Annotated in this window: 17 protein-coding genes; 14 read left to right on the top strand and 3 right to left on the bottom strand. The window is 45.3% G+C overall.

The window, feature by feature from the left end; all coding sequences use genetic code 11:
* Window positions 1-30 precede the first annotated feature (30 nt).
* From ACFPTP_RS14495 to ACFPTP_RS14455, 9 genes are all read left to right on the top strand, one after another.
* A complete protein-coding gene (locus ACFPTP_RS14495; protein ID WP_381446219.1) occupies window positions 31-1,161 on the top strand; it encodes a cysteine desulfurase family protein in 1,131 nt (376 codons plus the stop codon).
* A gap of 3 nt (window positions 1,162-1,164) precedes the next feature.
* Window positions 1,165-2,370: a tRNA uracil 4-sulfurtransferase ThiI gene (thiI, locus tag ACFPTP_RS14490; RefSeq protein WP_381446214.1), complete on the top strand. Its 1,206-nt coding sequence runs from the start codon at window positions 1,165-1,167 to the stop codon at window positions 2,368-2,370.
* Between the two features lie 83 nt (window positions 2,371-2,453).
* On the top strand, window positions 2,454-2,663 hold the full coding sequence (locus ACFPTP_RS14485; RefSeq protein ID WP_381446212.1) for a small, acid-soluble spore protein, alpha/beta type: 210 nt from the start codon (window positions 2,454-2,456) through the stop codon (window positions 2,661-2,663).
* A 186-nt stretch (window positions 2,664-2,849) separates the two neighbouring features.
* The gene (gene mbcS / locus ACFPTP_RS14480) at window positions 2,850-4,424 is read left to right on the top strand and encodes an acyl-CoA synthetase MbcS (protein ID WP_381446210.1); all 1,575 of its coding nucleotides are present in this window, start codon (window positions 2,850-2,852) and stop codon (window positions 4,422-4,424) included.
* Between the two features lie 108 nt (window positions 4,425-4,532).
* Entirely contained in the window at window positions 4,533-5,450 is a 918-nt protein-coding gene (gene rarD / locus ACFPTP_RS14475; RefSeq protein WP_381446208.1) for an EamA family transporter RarD, read from the top strand.
* 63 nt (window positions 5,451-5,513) lie between these two features.
* Window positions 5,514-6,518, top strand: a complete 1,005-nt coding sequence (gene sppA / locus ACFPTP_RS14470; protein WP_381446206.1) for a signal peptide peptidase SppA — start codon at window positions 5,514-5,516, stop codon at window positions 6,516-6,518.
* A gap of 15 nt (window positions 6,519-6,533) precedes the next feature.
* Entirely contained in the window at window positions 6,534-7,151 is a 618-nt protein-coding gene (locus ACFPTP_RS14465) for an RDD family protein (RefSeq protein WP_381446204.1), read from the top strand.
* Between the two features lie 33 nt (window positions 7,152-7,184).
* Window positions 7,185-7,691 (top strand): thiol peroxidase, encoded by a 507-nt coding sequence (gene tpx, locus ACFPTP_RS14460; RefSeq protein WP_381446202.1) that lies wholly within the window; start codon window positions 7,185-7,187, stop codon window positions 7,689-7,691.
* A 74-nt stretch (window positions 7,692-7,765) separates the two neighbouring features.
* A complete protein-coding gene (locus ACFPTP_RS14455) occupies window positions 7,766-8,683 on the top strand; it encodes a class I SAM-dependent methyltransferase (protein WP_381446199.1) in 918 nt (305 codons plus the stop codon).
* A gap of 291 nt (window positions 8,684-8,974) precedes the next feature.
* Here the strand turns inward: ACFPTP_RS14455 and ACFPTP_RS14450 are convergent, their stop codons facing one another.
* Window positions 8,975-9,424 (bottom strand): universal stress protein, encoded by a 450-nt coding sequence (locus ACFPTP_RS14450; RefSeq protein ID WP_381446197.1) that lies wholly within the window; start codon window positions 9,422-9,424, stop codon window positions 8,975-8,977.
* A gap of 315 nt (window positions 9,425-9,739) precedes the next feature.
* On the opposite strand from ACFPTP_RS14450, the gene ald reads away from it, so the two are divergent.
* Window positions 9,740-10,855, top strand: coding sequence for an alanine dehydrogenase (ald, locus tag ACFPTP_RS14445; protein ID WP_381446195.1), 1,116 nt, complete (start codon window positions 9,740-9,742; stop codon window positions 10,853-10,855).
* A 43-nt stretch (window positions 10,856-10,898) separates the two neighbouring features.
* Here the strand turns inward: ald and ACFPTP_RS14440 are convergent, their stop codons facing one another.
* Window positions 10,899-11,996 (bottom strand): M24 family metallopeptidase, encoded by a 1,098-nt coding sequence (locus tag ACFPTP_RS14440; RefSeq protein ID WP_381446193.1) that lies wholly within the window; start codon window positions 11,994-11,996, stop codon window positions 10,899-10,901.
* Window positions 11,997-12,098: 102 nt separating this feature from the next.
* On the opposite strand from ACFPTP_RS14440, the gene ACFPTP_RS14435 reads away from it, so the two are divergent.
* Together ACFPTP_RS14435 and ACFPTP_RS14430 are read left to right on the top strand one after the other, a co-directional pair.
* Window positions 12,099-12,779, top strand: a complete 681-nt coding sequence (locus ACFPTP_RS14435; RefSeq protein ID WP_381446191.1) for a metal-dependent hydrolase — start codon at window positions 12,099-12,101, stop codon at window positions 12,777-12,779.
* 144 nt (window positions 12,780-12,923) lie between these two features.
* Window positions 12,924-14,231: a DRTGG domain-containing protein gene (locus tag ACFPTP_RS14430; RefSeq protein ID WP_381446189.1), complete on the top strand. Its 1,308-nt coding sequence runs from the start codon at window positions 12,924-12,926 to the stop codon at window positions 14,229-14,231.
* 34 nt (window positions 14,232-14,265) lie between these two features.
* Here the strand turns inward: ACFPTP_RS14430 and ACFPTP_RS14425 are convergent, their stop codons facing one another.
* Window positions 14,266-14,586 carry a YtpI family protein gene (locus ACFPTP_RS14425; protein ID WP_381446187.1) on the bottom strand — a complete coding sequence of 107 codons (321 nt, stop codon included), beginning with the start codon at window positions 14,584-14,586 and terminating at the stop codon, window positions 14,266-14,268.
* 91 nt (window positions 14,587-14,677) lie between these two features.
* On the opposite strand from ACFPTP_RS14425, the gene ACFPTP_RS14420 reads away from it, so the two are divergent.
* Both ACFPTP_RS14420 and ACFPTP_RS14415 read left to right on the top strand, forming a co-directional pair.
* Window positions 14,678-15,619 carry a DHH family phosphoesterase gene (locus ACFPTP_RS14420; protein WP_381446185.1) on the top strand — a complete coding sequence of 314 codons (942 nt, stop codon included), beginning with the start codon at window positions 14,678-14,680 and terminating at the stop codon, window positions 15,617-15,619.
* Between the two features lie 19 nt (window positions 15,620-15,638).
* Window positions 15,639-18,704, top strand: coding sequence for a DNA polymerase III subunit alpha (locus ACFPTP_RS14415; protein WP_381446183.1), 3,066 nt, complete (start codon window positions 15,639-15,641; stop codon window positions 18,702-18,704).
* Window positions 18,705-18,828 lie beyond the last annotated feature (124 nt).

Below are 18,828 nucleotides of genomic sequence, written 5' to 3'. Positions count from 1 at the left end.
GCGTCAAAAGTGAAAGAAGGGAAAATCCATATGATTTATTTTGATAACAGCTCAACGACGCGGCCTGATGAAACCGTACTTGAATCTTTCATAGCCGCCAATATGAAATATTACGCGAATCCCGCATCGCTGCATGTTTTTGGCAGAGAAGCTGAAATTTTACTGAATCGCTCAAAGGAACAAATGCTGTCGCTCGTCGGTAATGCAGAAGGAGAAGTCGTTCTGACATCCGGCGGAACTGAAGCGAATAACCTAGCCATTCTTGGTCTTGCTGAAGCCTATCGTGCAAGAGGAAAACATGTGATTACGACCCAAATCGAACATCCATCCATATTGAATGCATGTCGAAAATTGGAGGATATCGGATTTGAAGTGGATTATTTGAAGGTGGATGATCAAGGACTGCTCTCATTAGATGAATTGGAGAAGATGGTTAGAAAAGATACGATCCTTGTCAGCATCATGCACGTCAATAATGAAATCGGGACGATTCAACCGATTCGGCAGTGTGCTGAATTGATCAAAAAAAATAGCCGAGCCATTTTTCACTCGGATTGTGTTCAAAGTTTTGGGAAGCTGCCTGTCAACATGGACGAATTAGGTCTGGACGCCATCACAATCTCCGCGCATAAAGTGAACGGATTGAAGAACTCCGGCGCATTGCTTTTGAAAAAAGGCGTGATGCCGCATGCAATCAATTTCGGCGGTGGCCAGGAAAAAGGTTTAAGAAGTGGAACCGTTTCTGTGCCAAATGCTGTTGCCATGGCGAAGGCAATGAGAATCAGTACTGTTAAAGAAGAAAGGGCGGATTATAGGAATTGGCGGAATTTGCTTATAGAAGCATGCCGTCCGTACGAGAATATCCGAATCCTTTCGCCTGAAGCTGGTGCTCCGCATATATTGTCCATCGCATTCAAATCGATCAACGGCGAAGTGGCAGTGAATTACTTTCAGGAGCAAGGCATCATTATTTCAACATCCAGCGCATGCTCATCAAAAAATAAAAATGCAGGGCATGTAATAGAAGCAATCGGTTTGGAAAATAAGTTTAAAAACGGTGTCATTCGTGTCAGTTTCGGCAACACTAATACGAAAGACGAAATAGATGAATTCATCAGAGTGCTTAACAGCTTCATGGTATTGATTGAGAGGGGAATGTAAGAGATGAAATGGAAAGAAATTTTAATCCGCTATGGAGAACTTTCATTAAAAGGACGGAATCGGAACCACTTCGTCCGTAAATTGAGAACTAACATAAAGAATGCAATGGTCGATTTGAAATCTGTTCAACTGCGTGCTGAGCGGGACCGCATGTTTTTGATTGCGGATGACGAAGCGGATATGAAAGAGGCAATTGAACGGCTGCCGCATATTTTCGGCATCCAGTCATTCAGCCCAGTCGCAATGTGTGACGCCGATCTCGACGCGATCAAACAAAAAGCGCTCGAAGTGATCGGCACTGAAGAAACAGCAGGAAAAACATTCAAAGTGGAAATTAAGCGGGCGGATAAAACATTCCCATACGTGACAGGTGAATTGCAAAAAGCAATTGGCGGCCATGTCTTGCATCATTTCCCTGAACTTGTTGTTCAAATGAAAAAACCGGATATTATGCTGCTTGTCGATATCCGGAAAGAAGGCGCATTTCTGACGTCCAAAGTATATAAAGGTGCAGGCGGCATGCCTGTCGGTTCAAATGGCCATTCATTGCTTATGCTATCAGGAGGCATCGATAGCCCTGTCGCAGGATATCTTCTAATGAAACGCGGTGTCTCAATCGATGCAGTCCATTTTGCAAGCCCGCCTTATACGAGTGAATTGGCAAAACGAAAAGTGATGGACTTGACTGAAATGCTTTGCTCATTCGGTGCGTCTGTGCGTCTTCACGTCATTCCATTTACGGAACTCCAGCAAGCGATTGTCCAACAAGTGCCCGACAATTTGACGATGACATCTACAAGAAGAGTGATGCTGCAAATCGCTGATCTAGTGAGAGAAGAAATTGGCGCATTGGCACTTGTCACAGGAGAGAGTCTTGGCCAGGTTGCAAGTCAAACGCTTGAAAGCCTGACTGCCATCAATGAAGTGACTGCAACACCCATTCTCCGTCCTTTGATTGCGATGGATAAACTGGACATTATCGAGCTTTCACAGCAGATCGGGACATATGATATTTCAATTAGACCTTATGAGGATTGCTGTACGATCTTTACCCCAAGCAACCCGAAAACAAAACCGAAACTTGAAAGAGTCCTTCATTTCGAAAGCTTTTTTGATTTTCAGCCATTGATTGAAGAAGCTGTAAAAAATAGAGAAGTCATCGAAGTTTGGCAGCAGCAAGAGAAGGATAATTTCGAGGATTTGCTTTAATTTAAGGGTATTATTACCATTGTACCTCCTGCATGAATTTCCGGAAACGGTCCATTCTATATGCACAAGGAGGTGACAACGACATGGCTAACAACAACAGCGGCAACTCAAACCAACTCCTAGTTCCAGGGGTACAACAAGCTCTTGACCAAATGAAGAACGAAATCGCAGCTGAATTTGGTGTAAACCTTGGACCAGACTCCACATCGCGTGCCAACGGATCCGTCGGCGGAGAAATTACTAAGCGATTAGTGCGTCAAGCCCAACAACAAATGAAGGGTTACCAACAATAATGAGTATATAAAAGCTGTCCCGGATTTCCGGGGCAGTTTTTCATTTTTATTACTGCTGTTCCATTGCAACTCAGTCTACACTTCGAAGGTAGGGTTTATTCAAAAGGGCTGCAAGAAAAATGAATATGTTTTGAACTTTCTACAAGACGTTTGTATAATTGAATCATACGAAAAGGGGGAATTCAGATGAATCGTGAAGAATTGCTTGCACCTCAGAATTACAATCTCGTTTCTGAATTTGAAAAGTACGCTACAGGCGATGGTAAGCGCGCACTGATCTATGTCAATTCGAATGGACAGGAAAAAGAAATTACATACGATGAATTAATGGCGAAAGCGAATAGAGCAGCGAATGTATTTACAGAAAACGGCTTGCGAAAAGGGGATGTCATCCTTGTCATGGTTCCAAGGACAATCGATGCTTACGTTACATATATCGGGGCATTGAAAGCGGGCATCGTTGTCATTCCAAGCTCTGAAATGCTGCGTTCTTCCGATATCGAATATCGCTTGGAGCATAGTCAGGCGAAAGCGATTGTCGCCTTTGAATCATTCATGGATCAATTCGAATCGGTGAATAATTTACAAGGCGTCCAATTGTTCGTCATCGGGGAAGCAGGGGATGGCCAAAAATCATTGACCCAACTGATGGAATCAGCCTCCTCTGATTTTGAAGCTCCTCCTACGAAAGGAACCGATATGGCGTTTCTGTCGTATACGTCGGGCACGACAGGCAAGCCTAAAGGAGTCGTCCATACACATGCATGGGCTTACGCTCATTTACGGACAGCCGGACCGAACTGGCTTGGCATCGAGGAAGGGGACGTCGTTTGGGCGACCGCTGCGCCGGGCTGGCAGAAGTGGATCTGGTCTCCATTCGTATCCGTTTTGGGAAGCGGAGCGACAGGTCTTGTCTATGATGGAAAGTTCGATGTGAAAATTTATTTGGATTTAATAAAAACATATGAAGTGAACGTGCTATGCTGCACACCGACGGAATACAGATTCATGGCGAAAGCCGAGAATTTACAAGACTATGATCTTTCCTCCCTGCGTAGCGCGGTGTCCGCGGGCGAGCCGCTGAACCGGGAAGTGATCGATATTTTTGAAAGGACATTCAATCTTGCGGTTCGGGATGGATACGGCCAAACGGAAAATACGCTTCTTGTCGGTACGATGTTGGGAATGGAAGCGAGACCTGGATCGATGGGCAAACCGACGCCGGGGAACCGGGTGGACATTATCGATGATGAAGGTAAGCCGGTATCTGCCGGAGAAGTGGGCGACATCGCCGTCCATATTTCCACGCCTGCTCTGTTCAAAGAGTATTTGAATGATCCTGAGCGGACAAAAATGCAATTCCGTGGAGAATATTATGTCACCGGGGACCGTGCAAGGCTGGACGAGGATGGCTACTTCTGGTTTGAAGGACGCGGCGATGATATTATCATCAGTTCGGGCTATACGATCGGGCCATTCGAGGTCGAAGATGCATTGACAAAACATTCGGCGGTGCGTGAGTGTGCAGTCGTCGGCAGTCCTGATGAAGTGCGCGGAAATGTAGTCAAAGCATTTATCGTATTGCGCGATCCCGAAATGGAGCAAAATGAAAATCTCGTAAAAGATTTGCAGGAACACGTAAAAACGTTGACAGCTCCTTATAAATATCCAAGAAAGATTGAATTCGTGAAGGAATTGCCGAAGACGGCCTCCGGTAAAATCATGCGGGTCGAATTGAGGAAGCAAGAACAGAATAAATAATCGCTAAAACCGTCCAACGCCGAAATGGCATGGGCGGTTTTTCCTTAGCGGGTTTACGAACAGTATTGAAAGGACTATAATTGTCCTATTCGAAAGGAGGGTGCCTGAATGCAGTCTGAAAAGAGTGGTATCCTATGGGTCGTCGGAGCGTTTCTCTTTTGGGGAATCATGCCGATTTATTGGAAGCATCTTGAACATGTACAAAGTGATGAAATCTTAACGGGACGGATCGTGTGGGCATTCGTATCCACAGTCCTGGCTGTTTTGATTTTGAAAAATGGCAGACACCTGATCACTGACATCCGGGAGTTATGGAAAAGTCAATCGCAGTTTTGGAGCCTTTTCATCGCAACCGTGTTGATATCGGGAAATTGGTTCACCTACATATGGGCGGTCAATCATAATTATATTGTGCAAACGAGTCTGGGCTATTATTTTAATCCACTTGTTTCCGTTTTACTCGGCATCATCTTTCTGAAGGAGAGGCTTTCGTCATCGCAGAAGGTCGCTTTCCTGCTTGCCTTTACAGGCGTCATTATACTTACGGTTTCATACGGAAGAATTCCGTGGATCGCTTTATGTCTTGCGATTACATTTGCGATTTACGGCTTCATCAAGAAAAACATTAAATTGGATGCCCTTCGCGGTTTGGCGATCGAAACATTATTTATTACACCATTCGCAATCGGCTATTATGTCTACCTATTCATGAATGGCCAAGCCGTCTTTTTACACGGAGATATTAAAACGGATACCCTTCTTATCCTTACGGGGATTGCAACCGCACTTCCACTCGTCATGTACGCAAAAGGAGTACAGCTGATTCCGTTATATGTAGCGGGGTTCATTCAATATATCGCACCGACGTTGATGTTGTTCATAGGCGTAGTAGTCTATAAGGAATCATTCGGCGGGATCGAACTGTTGTCATTTTCTTTGATATGGGCGGCATTGATTCTTTTCACGGTTTCAAAGGTTTATGAATCAATTGCAACAAAAAAGGCTGCACATGGATCATCGAAGTAAAATGAAACATTTATAAGGTCTGAAACGTATACAATGGTGGAAGATAGAAGGGGGAATTACATAATGGCAATGAAACGATGGATTGCAATCATCGTCGCAGCGGTGCTTATCTTCATTTCGATAGGCATTAACTCACTTTCGTATTTGTTTACGAGGGACTTCAGCAGCTTCATGGAGGAAATAGCGGCGGGCAATGCGGGCTATAGCGAAGTGGTCATCGAACAAGGAAAAGGAAGAGATCGGATTGCTGTCCTCACATTGGACGGAGTCATTCAGGACGTTGGCAGTTCCCTATTCGCTTCAGGCGGATATAATCACCAATTATTCATGACACAGCTGAATGATATTTTGAACGATAAATCGATTAAAGGAGTCGTCCTGTCAGTGAATACGCCAGGCGGTGGAGTGCTAGAGTCATCAGATATTTATGATGCGATTCGAGCAATCCAAATCGATAGGGAAATTCCTATTTACGTAGCAATGGGCGGACTTGCCGCTTCTGGTGGTTATTATGTTTCAGCGCCCGCAGAAAAGATCTTTGTACATCCCGAAACGATTACTGGATCGATCGGGGTCATTATGGAAAGCGTCAATTATGCCAAGCTTGCGGAAAAGTATGGAATTGACTTCAATACGATTAAAACAGGCCCTTACAAAGATATCATGAGCGGATCCCGCGAAATGACTGCAGAAGAGCACAATATGCTTCAAGAAATGATCAATGATTCATACGAACGGTTTGTCGCAATCGTTGCGGAAGGCCGCAATATGACGACTGAGCAAGTGAAGAAAGTTGCTGACGGCCGCATCATGAACGGCAGACAGGCAATCGATTCGGGTCTTGCTGATGACTACGGAAAGATAGGCGATGTCATCGATGCAATGAAGGCGGACTACGAGCTCGAAAACGCAACTGTATTTGAATTTGCACCAATGGATAGCTTCGGGTCTCTCTTCGGAGTGAAGGTCGGCAATCTATTTGGGCGCAATCTGGAGTCCGAACTAATCGGCAAGTTGCTTTCCGATTATGACGCACCGCGGATGATGTACTTATATGGTGAGAAATAAGGAGGGGAAAAAGGCATGACGGATCATATTGAACATAATCAGTCGATAGGGAATATTCCCGAGCCGGAGAATCAGCCTACAATGGAAACTCCCCAGCCGAATCGCCTTCCAGCATATGAAATCATCAGAACGGAGCGATTCAGGCCGAAATATGCCGGCTTTTGGACGCGTTTCTGGGCATATGTCGTTGATCTGCTTATCGTTTCATCGATAAGCGGAATATTCATCAAACCGGTCTTCAGGGTCTTTGATATCAAAATATCCAATCCGTCATTTCTTTTATTCAGCCCATACAAAGTGACGCTTCTCATTCTGTTTCTCGGCTATTTCGCACTTATGACGAAAATTGCCGGGCAGACTGTAGGTAAAATGATTTTGGGAATCAAAGTCGTCAGGCAGGATGGCGGAAAATTGACTTGGGGAACAGTCCTTTTCAGGGAAGTGATCGGGCGCTTCATTTCAAAACTTCTTACGCTTCCCTATTTGCTCGTCGTCTTCATGCCGAAAAAGGAAGCATTGCACGACCTTTTCGCGGACACGTATGTCGTCCATGAGCAATCGTTTGAGAGGGAAGTCATTGAGACAAGGCAGGAGCGCAAGGGCGAAGAGTTGCATGCGGGAACAATTGTTTAGTAGAATGAACTGAAATGATAAGGAGGCGTCTTCATGGTAAATGTCACTTTTAAACAAAATCCGGTCACATTGCTCGGAAAAGAAGTAACAGTAGGCGATAAAGCTCCAGATTTCACAGTACTCTCAAACGATTTAAAACCGGTTACACTGAATGACTCGAAAGGGAAAATCCGGTTGATCAGCGTTGTTCCATCTATCGATACGGGTGTTTGTTCAGAACAGACGCGTAAATTCAGCCAAGAAGCTACTTCGCTTGGTGATGATGTGGAAGTGCTCACGATTTCCGTAGATCTTCCTTTTGCGCAAGCAAGATGGGGTGCAACGGAAGGCGTCAGCAACGTCCAAACATTATCTGACCATCGCGACCTTTCATTCGGGGAAGCATATGGCGTCGTCATGAAAGAGTTACGTCTCTTGGCGCGCTCCATTTTCGTCGTCGACAAAGATGATACAGTCACTTACGTTGAGTATGTAACTGAAGGTACGGATCACCCTGACTATGATAAGGCGATTGCAGCAGTGAACGAATTAACGAAATAAAAAATTGGCCCACTCGGCAACGGGTGGGCCACCTTACCGTTTTGAAGGTATATTTTGGATTAGAGGGATATTATATGGTGACAAATACTGAACAGATTTTTACATTTTTAAATGAATACGCAGAAGCTAATAAAGAGGAGCTCTATCTGGAGTCGGTGATTGAAGCTTGCAACGAATGGCTCTCAGGGGAAACGATGCCCCGGTTGACGCCTTCTGTGACAAAAGAGGAAATCCGCCGTGGAATCCAGCTAGCTGTTTTGAAAGGGATGAAAGAACAAGCGCAGCCAAACCATCAGATGACACCGGATGCACTCGGAATGCTCATCGGGCATTTCGCAACTAAACTGATGCAGCAAAAGGATCAAGTGACGATACTTGATCCGGCAGCAGGTACAGGCAATTTGCTGTTCACTGTGATGAATACAATCGGAGATAAAGGGACAGCGACATCTGTTGAAATCGATGAGTTATTGGTCAGATTATCCGCTGTAACCGCCGACTTACTGGAGCAGCCTGTACGCTTTTTCATCCAAGATGCATTGCGGCCGTTGCTCGTGGATCCTGTCGACTTGGTCATATGTGATCTTCCGGTCGGCTATTATCCCGACGATGAGAATGCCATCAATTTTGAAATGATGCCTGCAGAAGGACACGCTTTTTCCCATCATCTATTCATTGAGCAATCGATGAATCACTTGAAAGAAGGTGGCTATGCAATCTTCTTGACGCCTGTATCTCTTTTCGAATCAGATCAATCTGCAGAGCTTCACCGTTACTTGAAAAAGAATGCAGTCATTCGTGCTGTCCTCCAGTTGCCTGCTTCGTTGTTCCGCAGCGCAGCACACGAGAAAAGCATCTTGATCTTGCAGAAGCCGTATGCCGAGATGAAAGCCAAGCCGGATGTACTGCTGTCGAAGGTGCCGAGTATGTCGGATAAGCTGGCGATGTCACGATTCCTTGAGCAAATCGATGAGTGGGTCGCCGAATTATAAAAGAAGCTTTTATACATTAACCCGTTCCAATCTCAAAGTGGTTTGAAACGGGTTTTTTGCTTTGTATGAGCATTTTTCGATAAACCAAAAGTCCCGAAATGACGATAACTCTTGGGAAATGATCGATAACTTGCGGGAAATGACCGATAACTCTGTTGAAGTGACCGATAACTCAGAGGAAATGACCGATATCCGCCGGGAAATGATCGATAACTTTCTCGGCAGATATAAATCAAAGAAGGCGAAAAAGAACCTGCCCATCCACAGGGCAGGTTCTTTTCTACATACATATCAATCTTCTTCAGGAGTACGTACGACGAGCACGTCGCAAGCAGATGAGCGGACAATGTTTTCGGAGACGCTGCCGATCAGGAAGCGCTCGACTTTGTTCAAACCTGTCGCGCCACAGATGATAAGATCCGCGCCAAGCTTTTTAGACAGGTCGCGCGAAATCATCGTTTTCGGCGAACCGTATTCAACGACGATGTTTACATTGTGCAGTCCGGCGGCTTCCGCTTCCTGTTTATATTCAGTAAGTAGCTCCTCTGCAAATTTCTGAGCCCGTTCTGCGATGGAACGATCATACGCTTCGACTGCCGCATAGGAACGTGTATCGATGATGTTCACCAAGTTCAAGGTAGCATCATTTCGCTCCGCGATGCCCACCGCTTTTTTGAACGCCCATCTCGATTCCTTCGATCCGTCCACAGCTACGATAATTTGATCGTATTTTAATACCATTCCAATCACTCCATCCTGTAGATTTGTATTTACATTTACTACTTCGATAAAAATCGGAAAAAACCTTTCTTTTTACAAATGAATTCAATGAATAACCGTCGGAATTTGGCGGAACTGTGACAGTGTGTATTCATTTTATTCCCTTTCCATTCTATAAAAAACATGAAATGGGTATTGAAATCCTTCGATAGTAAAATTGTTTATTATCTTTCTAGAGCAAATTCTTATAATATCTGATAGAATTGTTAGTACATTGGTCTTGTCGAATTGTCGATTGGTGGCCAACTAACTTTCTTATTTATAGGAGGATCAGAAATGCGTATTGGGATTCCAAAAGAAGTAAAGAATAACGAAAATCGGGTGGCGATGACACCTGCAGGAGCTTTCAACCTAAAGTCTGCAGGCCATGAAGTACTGATTGAAACGGGTGCCGGTCTAGGTTCCAGCTTTACAGACGAGGACTATGTCGAAGCAGGCGCAACAATCGTAGCAACTGCGAAAGAAGCATGGGATGCGGATATGGTTATGAAAGTAAAGGAACCGCTTGCTTCCGAGTACGGCTATTTCCGTGAAGGGCTTATCCTATTCACCTATTTACACCTTGCTCCTGAATTGGAATTGACAAAAGCAATGCTTGACAGCAAAGTAGTAGGCATTGCCTATGAAACTGTTCAAGTGAATAATTCTTTACCTTTGCTTGCTCCGATGAGTGAAGTTGCAGGACGCATGGCGACACAAATCGGTGCGCAATATCTTGAAAAGATCAACGGTGGAAAAGGAATTCTTCTTTCGGGAGTCCCAGGTGTTTCGCGTGGACATGTCACTGTGATCGGTGGCGGACAGGCTGGAACGAACGCGGCGAAAATCGCAGTCGGCATGGGAGCGAAAGTGACAGTGCTTGATTTGTCTGTAGATCGTCTCCGCCAATTGGATGAAATGTTTGGCGACAGCATTCAAACGCTCGTTTCCAACCCGTTCAATATCGCTGAATCGGTCAAAGATTCCGATCTCGTTATCGGCTGTGTACTGATCCCTGGTGCGAAAGCGCCGAAATTGGTTTCCGAAGAGATGGTACAATCGATGAAGCCAGGCTCGGTACTTGTCGATATCGCAATCGACCAAGGCGGCATCTTCGAAACGTCCGATCGCGTGACGACTCATGATAATCCTACGTATGAGAAGCACGGAGTTGTCCACTATGCAGTTGCGAACATGCCAGGAGCTGTTCCGCGCACTTCGACAATGGCATTGACGAACGTTACAGTTCCATACGCATTGCAAATTGCAAACAAAGGCTACAAGCAAGCTTGCTTGGATAACGCTGCATTGCAAAAAGGCATCAACACATTGGAAGGCCATGTAACATATAAAGCTGTTGCAGACGCCCAAGGCTTGGAGTATGTTCCGGCTGAAACACTTTTAACTAAATAATGAAAACGCTGTCCGACTTATTCCGGACAGCGTTTTTTCAATTTCATGGCTTGATGATTTGCAGTTCTTTCGGGAATTTCGTAAGCACTTCCACACCGTCTGACGTGACAACAACGTCATCTTCGATTCGCACACCTGTAATTTCGGGATGATAAATGCCCGGTTCAACAGTGAATACCATTCCTTCTTCCATTTCCATATCATTCGTTCCCGTAATCGAAGGGAATTCATGGACGGAAATGCCGAGTCCATGTCCAAGGCGATGTGTGAAATAGTCGCCATAGCCTGCTTCCGTAATGACATCCCTTGCGGCTTTATCCAAATCGCGCGCTTTCACGCCAGGACGGATCATATCGATTGCCGTCTGTTCCGCTTTTTTGACCGTTTCATAAATTTCACGCTGTTTTTCTGATGGCTCGCCGAATGCGACAGTTCTAGTAATATCTGAACAATAGCCTTCGTAAACAACACCAAGGTCGAAGAGGATGAAATCACCTTTTTGGATTTTCCGGTCCCCAGGTGTACCGTGTGGAGAAGCTGTTTTCGGTCCGGATAGCACCATCGTGTCGAAGGACATTTTTTCAGCGCCCATTTTCTTCATTTCGAATTCGATTGCCATAAGAATCTCAAGCTCCGTTTTACCTTCCGCGATTTCTTTGCAGCCGATTTCGATGGCATGGTCAGCCAATGCTGCTGCCTTGCGCAATTTTTCAAGCTCTTCTTCGCTCTTGATGTTTCTCATTTTATTTAATTGTTCATCTAGGCGCTGGAATGACGCACCTTCAAAAAGTTGTTCCATTCTTTCGAGACGTTCCACTGTCAAATGGGATTTTTCGATTGCAATCGTTCGAAGAGGAACTCCTCTTTTCGCGGCTGCAACGGCTAGAACTTCCCATGCATCCTCTGTATCCTGGTGGCCGACCGGTTCGAACGTCCATCCGGACGCCTTCAAATCAGGCACTTCCATAAGAGGACAAATGACGAATGGTTCCGCCTCCTTGAAAATCATGACCCCTAATAGCCTTTCATGCGGTTCACTGCGGAAACCGGAAACGTAAAAAACATTGTCCGGAGTTGTAATGAATGCTGCATCTACATCGTTTTCCTGCAAGTAGCTTTTGATCTCATTAATTTTATCCAAACTTATCCCTCCTATATCAACAAACTTATCATAACAAAAAAGAGGGTTTTCCGGTTAGAATAACGAAGTAGTATGTATGAACAGATTTGGAGGGATTTGCAAATGAAGATTTCTTATCACGGACATTCTGTCGTGAAAATCGAAACTGAAGGCAAGACATTATTGATTGATCCGTTCATCACTGGAAATGAATTAACGGACTTGGATGCTTCAGTTCAGAATCCAGATGTGATCCTGCTGACACACGGGCATAACGATCATGTAGGGGATACGTTTGATATAGCAAAACGATGCAACCCGCTCATCGTCGCACCGAATGAACTGGCGGTCTATATTGGATGGCAAGATTTAAATGCCCACGGGATGAATATCGGGGGCTCGCATACATTCGATTTCGGGACTGTAAAATATACGCAGGCATTCCATAGCTCTTCCTATACAACCGATCAAAATGAAATCATCTATACAGGAATGCCGGCAGGAATTTTGTTCACCGCGGAAGGAAAAACAATTTACCATGCAGGGGATACGTCCCTTTTCGGCGACATGGAATTGATTGGCAAACGTCATTCGATCGATGTAGCATTTTTGCCGATCGGGGATAATTTCACGATGGGGCCCGAAGATGCTGCGGCTGCAGTAGAATTGCTGAATCCGAAGCTTGTCGTGCCTATCCATTACGATACATTCCCGCCAATTAGGCAAAACCCGCAAACATTCAAAGATCTTGTCACATCCCATGAAGTGAAGATCATGAAAGCTGGAGATTCATTCGAATTATAAAACCGCAACCGATCCGGACAACTAGTTTGCCGGATCGGTTTTTCATTCCGCAGAATGATTCATATGCCCGAGTCTTCCTGTAAACACTATTCTTGCCGATTTATGATAAAATAGGGGCAGGTAAAAAGAGAAAAAGGTGAAAAGATGTCGACAAAACATGAGCTGATATTACGTTATATCGAAGGGTTGGCAGTCGGCGAAAAGATTTCCGTACGCCAAGTTGCCAAGGCCTTATCCGTCAGTGAAGGAACGGCATACCGGGCAATAAAAGAAGCTGAAAACCAAAAGCTTGTCAATACGATTGAACGTGTTGGTACAATCCGTATTGAAAAGAAGAAAAAAGAGAATATCGAAAGGCTGACATTTGCCGAAGTCGTCAACATTGTAGATGGCGTCGTTCTCGGTGGACGGGACGGACTTCATAAAACATTGACTAAATTCGTCATCGGGGCGATGAAACTTGATGATATGAAACGGTACATAGATGCGGGGAGCTTATTGATTGTCGGAAATAGGCTAAAGGCTCACGAACTTGCGTTAAGTGCAGGGGCGGCAGTTCTTGTCACCGGGGGCTTCGATGTCGCCGATGAAGCGAAAAAATTGGCGAATGAATTGAATTTGCCGATCATTTCATCCAGTTATGACACATTTACGGTAGCAACGATGTTGAACCGGGCGATTTATGACCAGTTGATTGAAAAGGAAATTCTACTCGTGGAAGATATTTTGACGCCGCTTTCTGAAACGATAACTTTTTCACCGAAGGACAGTGTGGATTATTTCAATGAGGTGAATCGTGAAACGGCGCATTCGGGATATCCGGTCATTGATCGGAAAGGCAAATTGATCGGAATTGTCACTTCGCGCGACGCAGTCGGGAAGCAAAAGACAGAACTGATCGAGAAGGTGATGACCCAGCATCCCATCACTGTGAATGGCAAAACGAGCGTCGCATCCGCAGGCCATAGTATGATTTGGGAGGGCATTGATTTAATGCCTGTGGTGAGCGATAGTGGGACTTTGGAAGGGATTATCAGCCGCCAAGATGTCCTAAAAGCATTCCAGATGACACAAAGGCAGCCGCAGCAAGGGGAAAAAATCGATGATATCGTTAAAAATCAAATGAAAGCCGTGCCCGATCAACCGCAAAATGTTGAATTCACTGTCGTTCCACAAATGACAAACCAATTGGGTTCACTTTCATACGGTGCGCTGACGACGTTGCTGACCGACGTTGGAAACCGTGCAATCAAAATGCGGAAGAGGGGAGAAAGTATTCCCGAAAACATGACGATCTATTTCATCAAGCACGTCCAGCTCGGGAATACAGTCACCGTCGAGCCGCGCATCCTCCATATGAGCAGGCGATTCGTCAAAGTGGACTTCGACCTTTTCTCGGATTCGGAACTTATTGCCAAAGCGATGGTCATGTACCAGCTTTTCGAAAGATAAATTAGGAAAACAAAAAACTGATGCGGCGGCCGCATCAGTTTTCATTCAGCTTTGTTTCTTCATCGATAAATTGTTTGTAATGCTTTGACGCTTTCGTATTAAAGAGAATAATATAGGCGCCGAACACGATGAAAAGTCCGGAAACGGCATATGTTGCAAACCCATCGAACAGAATAAGCTGGTTAATTCCGAAAAAGAAAAGAAGCCCGCCTAGAAATGCCCCGGCCTTGCTTGCGAAGTATTTCTTCCGGATCGGGAACACTTGACTTGTTCTGAACTGACGAGTTTTAAAATAAAAATAATAGACCCCTGATGCAATAATCAAAAAGACCAGTAAGAAATTGAGAGTTTTCATAAAAGAGCCTCCATCAAATAACTTCTTTTATTGTAGCGGCTTTTTTCGAGGAATGCGAATAGAAATCATTCATAACCGGAGGAATTGCAAATTGAAACGACAAATCATCGACACAATTGAACAATATGAAACAATCATCATACATCGCCACGTCCGTCCCGATCCGGATGCGTACGGCTCTCAAGTCGGCTTGAAGGAATTAATTAAAGCCAACTATCCCGACAAAAAAGTGTATGCAGCCGGGACACATGATGACATGCTCACTTATTTGGCTGTTCAAGATGAAATTGGGCCAGACGATTATGAAAGTGCACTTGTCATCATCACCGATACAGGAAATACAGAACGGATTGACGCGACGTCCTATGAAAACGCCGCTTTTATTATAAAAATTGACCACCATCCGAATGTTGATCCATATGGGGATATGCGGTGGGTGGATACCGATGCAAGTTCCACGTCGGAAATGATTTACCTGCTCTTTGAGGAAGGGGAAGAACATTATGGCTGGAAAATGTCAGATGAATGCGCGCGCCTGCTCTTTGCGGGAATCGTGGGTGACACGGGCCGATTCCTTTTCCCAAGCGCAACTGTGAGAACGTTCGAGATTGCAAGCGGTTTGATCAAATACGACTTCGATCGGACGAAGCTATTCGCGGAGATGTACGAAGAGGACCGTCGTTTGCTCCATTTGAAAGGCTTTATGTATCAACAGTTCACAATTGATGAAAACGGCGCGGCTTTCATTAAAATCGACAAATCGATTTTAGAACAATTTAATGTGACAGCGAGTGAAACGTCACAACTTGTCGGGTCCCTCGGTGATGTGAAAGGGATTTGTGCATGGGTTATTTTTGTTGAGGAAGACGATCAAATCCGCGTCCGGTTCCGTTCAAAGGGACCGATTATCAATCAACTTGCAGCGGAATACAACGGCGGGGGCCACCCGCTTGCTTCCGGGGCTTCCATTTATTCGTGGGATAAATCCGACGAGATCATTGCGAAATTGAAACAATTATGTGCGGTGAAGTAACGGTTCGGAGGGATTTTCATTGGTACTTGTCTATCCACAAATTGTGACCGGCGCCGATCTGCTGCGCGGCATTATAAAACTGGATCATCTGGCCCCGCTTCTGCAAAGGAGAGGGGCTAAATCTGTCGGCATCGTTAATTCGAAGATGTATGGCATCCGTTCATTTTGCAAAGTGATGGAAAAGTACGGCATCCATCCCGTCGTCGGATTATCCATCCGGTTGGAGATGGATGACGGTGCTGATATGTTGCTATATGCTTACGCGAAAGACGACAAAGGCTACGGCAACCTTCTTAAAATAAGCAGTGCGATGTCAACAAGGGAACCGGAAACACTTCCTTTGAAATGGCTGCCGGCATATAGCGAAGGTTGTGTGTTCATTTGCCCGATGACAGATCGTTCGTGGGATGCTAAACGAGGAACAGACACAATCGAGGCAATCCGAAAAGCGTGTCGTACGGTCTTTATCGGTATTTCCAGACCAGGCGGCATAAAACACCAAGTCGAGGATGAAATCTTGCGTATAGCTGAAGAGACGGAAACAGCTGTTACCGCCTTTCACGAATCAAGATATATTGCCGAAGAGGATGCCTTCGCTTTTGAGGTGGCCACAGCAATCCGATCCGGATATAAACTGAATGATCCTTCACGGCCGAAAATGGAAATATATGATGCCTACGTGCCTGAAGAGCAAGAGCTGCGGCAATGGTTTTCCGATCATCCCGAATGGATTGACACAATGGCCGAAATCATGTTGTCGTGCAATGCCGAGCTGCCTCCAAGCCAGACGTTAATGCCTGCTTTTCCGGTTCCCGAAGGATACACGTCGGCTTCTTTACTGAAAAAGAATTGCGAAGAAGGCTTGATTCGTCGTCTTGGAACCGTTAGCCGGATTTATTACGAACGGCTCGGGGCAGAGCTGGCCGTAATTGAAAACATGGGTTTCTCCGATTATTTCCTCATCGTGGAGGATTTCATGCGTTTTTCAAAGGAGAATGGCATTCTGACCGGCCCAGGGCGGGGCTCCTCAGCGGGTTCCCTTGTCGCCTTCTCCCTTGGCATCACCGATGTCGATCCGATCAAATATGGACTTATCTTTGAGCGTTTCCTCAATCCCGGCAGAATTACAATGCCGGATATCGACATCGATTTCGCGGACAACCGGCGCTCGGAAGTGATTGAATATGTAGCGAGAAAATATGGCAAAGCGCATGTTGCGCAAATTATTACGTTCGGCACACTTTCATCCAAGTCTGTCGCACGGAATGTTGCAAGGGTGTTCGACTTCTCTAATGAGGAGATGTCTTTCCTATCCAAGCAGATCCAGGAAGGGCATAGTAAAAGGCTGGAAGAGTCCGTTAACAAGTCAAAAGCCCTTCAAGACTGGATTGCGATGGATCCAGTACGAGCAAAATGGTTTCAAGCTGCAAAAACACTGGAGGGCTTGCCTAGGAATGCATCGACCCATGCTGCAGGTGTCATCCTGTCCCCGATGCCGTTAGTCGAAACGGTTCCGCTTCAATCCGGCGGAGACGATATTTACTTGACGCAATGGGCGATGGGGGACGTTGAGGAAATCGGCTTATTGAAAATGGATTTCCTCGGATTGCGCAATTTGACGTTTATGGATCGAATTCAATCAATGGTTCAGCATGATACGGGGAAGGAATTGCACTTTGAAAATATTCCATTGAATGATGCGAAGACATTCGATCTGTTCAAGAAAGGGGATATGACGGGGATTTTCCAATTCGAATCGGACGGCATGAGGGATGCTTTACGGCTCATCAAACCTGATGAATTTAGTGATCTTTATGCCATCAACGCTTTATACCGTCCAGGACCGATGGAAAATATCCCGCTGTATAGCCGAAGGAAAAACAACAAGGAAAAAATCGATTATTTACATCCACAACTGGAGCCGATCCTACGGGAAACAGAAGGCATCATTGTATACCAGGAGCAAATCATGCAAATTGCTGTACAGATTGCGGGATTCACGATGTCGGAAGCCGATTTACTTCGAAGGGCTGTCAGCAAAAAGAAGCGTGACGTGCTCCGGCAGGAAAGGGAGCATTTTGTTAAAAGTGCCGTACAAAATAATTTCCCCGAACGTTCAGCTAGCGAGATCTATGATTTAATCGTCAAATTCGCAGATTATGGATTCCCGAAGAGCCACGCGGTTGCTTATTCATTGATCTCCTATCAGTTGGCCTATGTCAAAGCGAACGCGCCTGCCTATTTTTATGCTGCGCTGTTGTCGATGGCGACTGGAAATCAGGAAAAGACGATGGAATACATCCATGAAATCAGAGGGAAAGGAATAAATATTCTTCCTCCTTCCCTTCAAAAGAGCAAGTACTCCCATATCGTTGAAAACGGTTCGATCCGAATCGGACTAGGGGCAATTAAAGGGGTTACCCCATCATTTTATAACATCGTCAAAGAAGCCCGGACGCCCAAAGGTTGGAAAACGCTCTTCGACTTCTCGGCGGCAATCGGTGGAACGAACTTTACCGAAAAAACGATCATTCCTCTCATTAAGGCGGGAGCACTTGATGAATTTGGGGAAGATCGATCCGTCCTTCTTGCGTCAATTGAAGCAGCCCGCAATCATGCCAAGTTCGTCAGCCCCGAAGGAGACGACTTGCTTCACGAAATCATTTATTCGGTAGCAAAGCCGAAATACTCACCGGGCGGGTCGATGCCAAGATTTGCAATGCTCGAATATGAACGTGAAGTACTCGGCTTTTATTTATCCGAACATCCGGCATTGGAAATGAAAAAGACGCTTGACGAAAAAATGGTCGACCTCGTACTTGTACCTGACGCCAAAGAACGATCCATGCTGAAAGTAGCCGGCATGATCCGTGAAATCAAACGGATCCGTACAAAAAAAGGCGAAGCGATGGCCTTCCTAATGCTCCAAGACGAAACAGGAGAATTATCATGCACCATTTTCCCAAGACAGTATGCCGCAAGTAACATCCATCTACAAGAACTTGCAATGGTGCAGATTGCCGGAACGATGGAAAAACGCAACGGCCAAACACAACTGATCGTCCAGCAGATTAACAAGGTTTAGAATAATAAATGTAAATTGACTGACCTATGCGAAGTAATGTACATCCTATTTATTGAGGCCACCGAAAAGTCCTTTAAAGTTAGGAGTCACATGGAAAACGTTGATTTACGCTTCAGGCGGACGC

It is taken from the genome of Sporosarcina koreensis (assembly GCF_042655825.1).
GTDB classification, from domain to species: domain Bacteria; phylum Bacillota; class Bacilli; order Bacillales_A; family Planococcaceae; genus Sporosarcina; species Sporosarcina koreensis.
Note: the sequence above shows the minus strand (reverse complement) of the source record. Positions and strands in the feature narration are given on the sequence as shown.

What these genes read in the sequence shown, in the direction of transcription:
- ACFPTP_RS14495 (WP_381446219.1), top strand. Translation starts at nt 31, where the DNA reads ATGATTTATTTTGATAACAGCTCAACGACGCGGCCTGATGAAACCGTA.
- thiI (WP_381446214.1), top strand. Translation starts at nt 1,165, where the DNA reads ATGAAATGGAAAGAAATTTTAATCCGCTATGGAGAACTTTCATTAAAA.
- ACFPTP_RS14485 (WP_381446212.1), top strand. Translation starts at nt 2,454, where the DNA reads ATGGCTAACAACAACAGCGGCAACTCAAACCAACTCCTAGTTCCAGGG.
- mbcS (WP_381446210.1), top strand. Translation starts at nt 2,850, where the DNA reads ATGAATCGTGAAGAATTGCTTGCACCTCAGAATTACAATCTCGTTTCT.
- rarD (WP_381446208.1), top strand. Translation starts at nt 4,533, where the DNA reads ATGCAGTCTGAAAAGAGTGGTATCCTATGGGTCGTCGGAGCGTTTCTC.
- sppA (WP_381446206.1), top strand. Translation starts at nt 5,514, where the DNA reads ATGGCAATGAAACGATGGATTGCAATCATCGTCGCAGCGGTGCTTATC.
- ACFPTP_RS14465 (WP_381446204.1), top strand. Translation starts at nt 6,534, where the DNA reads ATGACGGATCATATTGAACATAATCAGTCGATAGGGAATATTCCCGAG.
- tpx (WP_381446202.1), top strand. Translation starts at nt 7,185, where the DNA reads ATGGTAAATGTCACTTTTAAACAAAATCCGGTCACATTGCTCGGAAAA.
- ACFPTP_RS14455 (WP_381446199.1), top strand. Translation starts at nt 7,766, where the DNA reads ATGGTGACAAATACTGAACAGATTTTTACATTTTTAAATGAATACGCA.
- ACFPTP_RS14450 (WP_381446197.1), bottom strand. Translation starts at nt 9,424, where the DNA reads ATGGTATTAAAATACGATCAAATTATCGTAGCTGTGGACGGATCGAAG.
- ald (WP_381446195.1), top strand. Translation starts at nt 9,740, where the DNA reads ATGCGTATTGGGATTCCAAAAGAAGTAAAGAATAACGAAAATCGGGTG.
- ACFPTP_RS14435 (WP_381446191.1), top strand. Translation starts at nt 12,099, where the DNA reads ATGAAGATTTCTTATCACGGACATTCTGTCGTGAAAATCGAAACTGAA.
- ACFPTP_RS14430 (WP_381446189.1), top strand. Translation starts at nt 12,924, where the DNA reads ATGTCGACAAAACATGAGCTGATATTACGTTATATCGAAGGGTTGGCA.
- ACFPTP_RS14425 (WP_381446187.1), bottom strand. Translation starts at nt 14,586, where the DNA reads ATGAAAACTCTCAATTTCTTACTGGTCTTTTTGATTATTGCATCAGGG.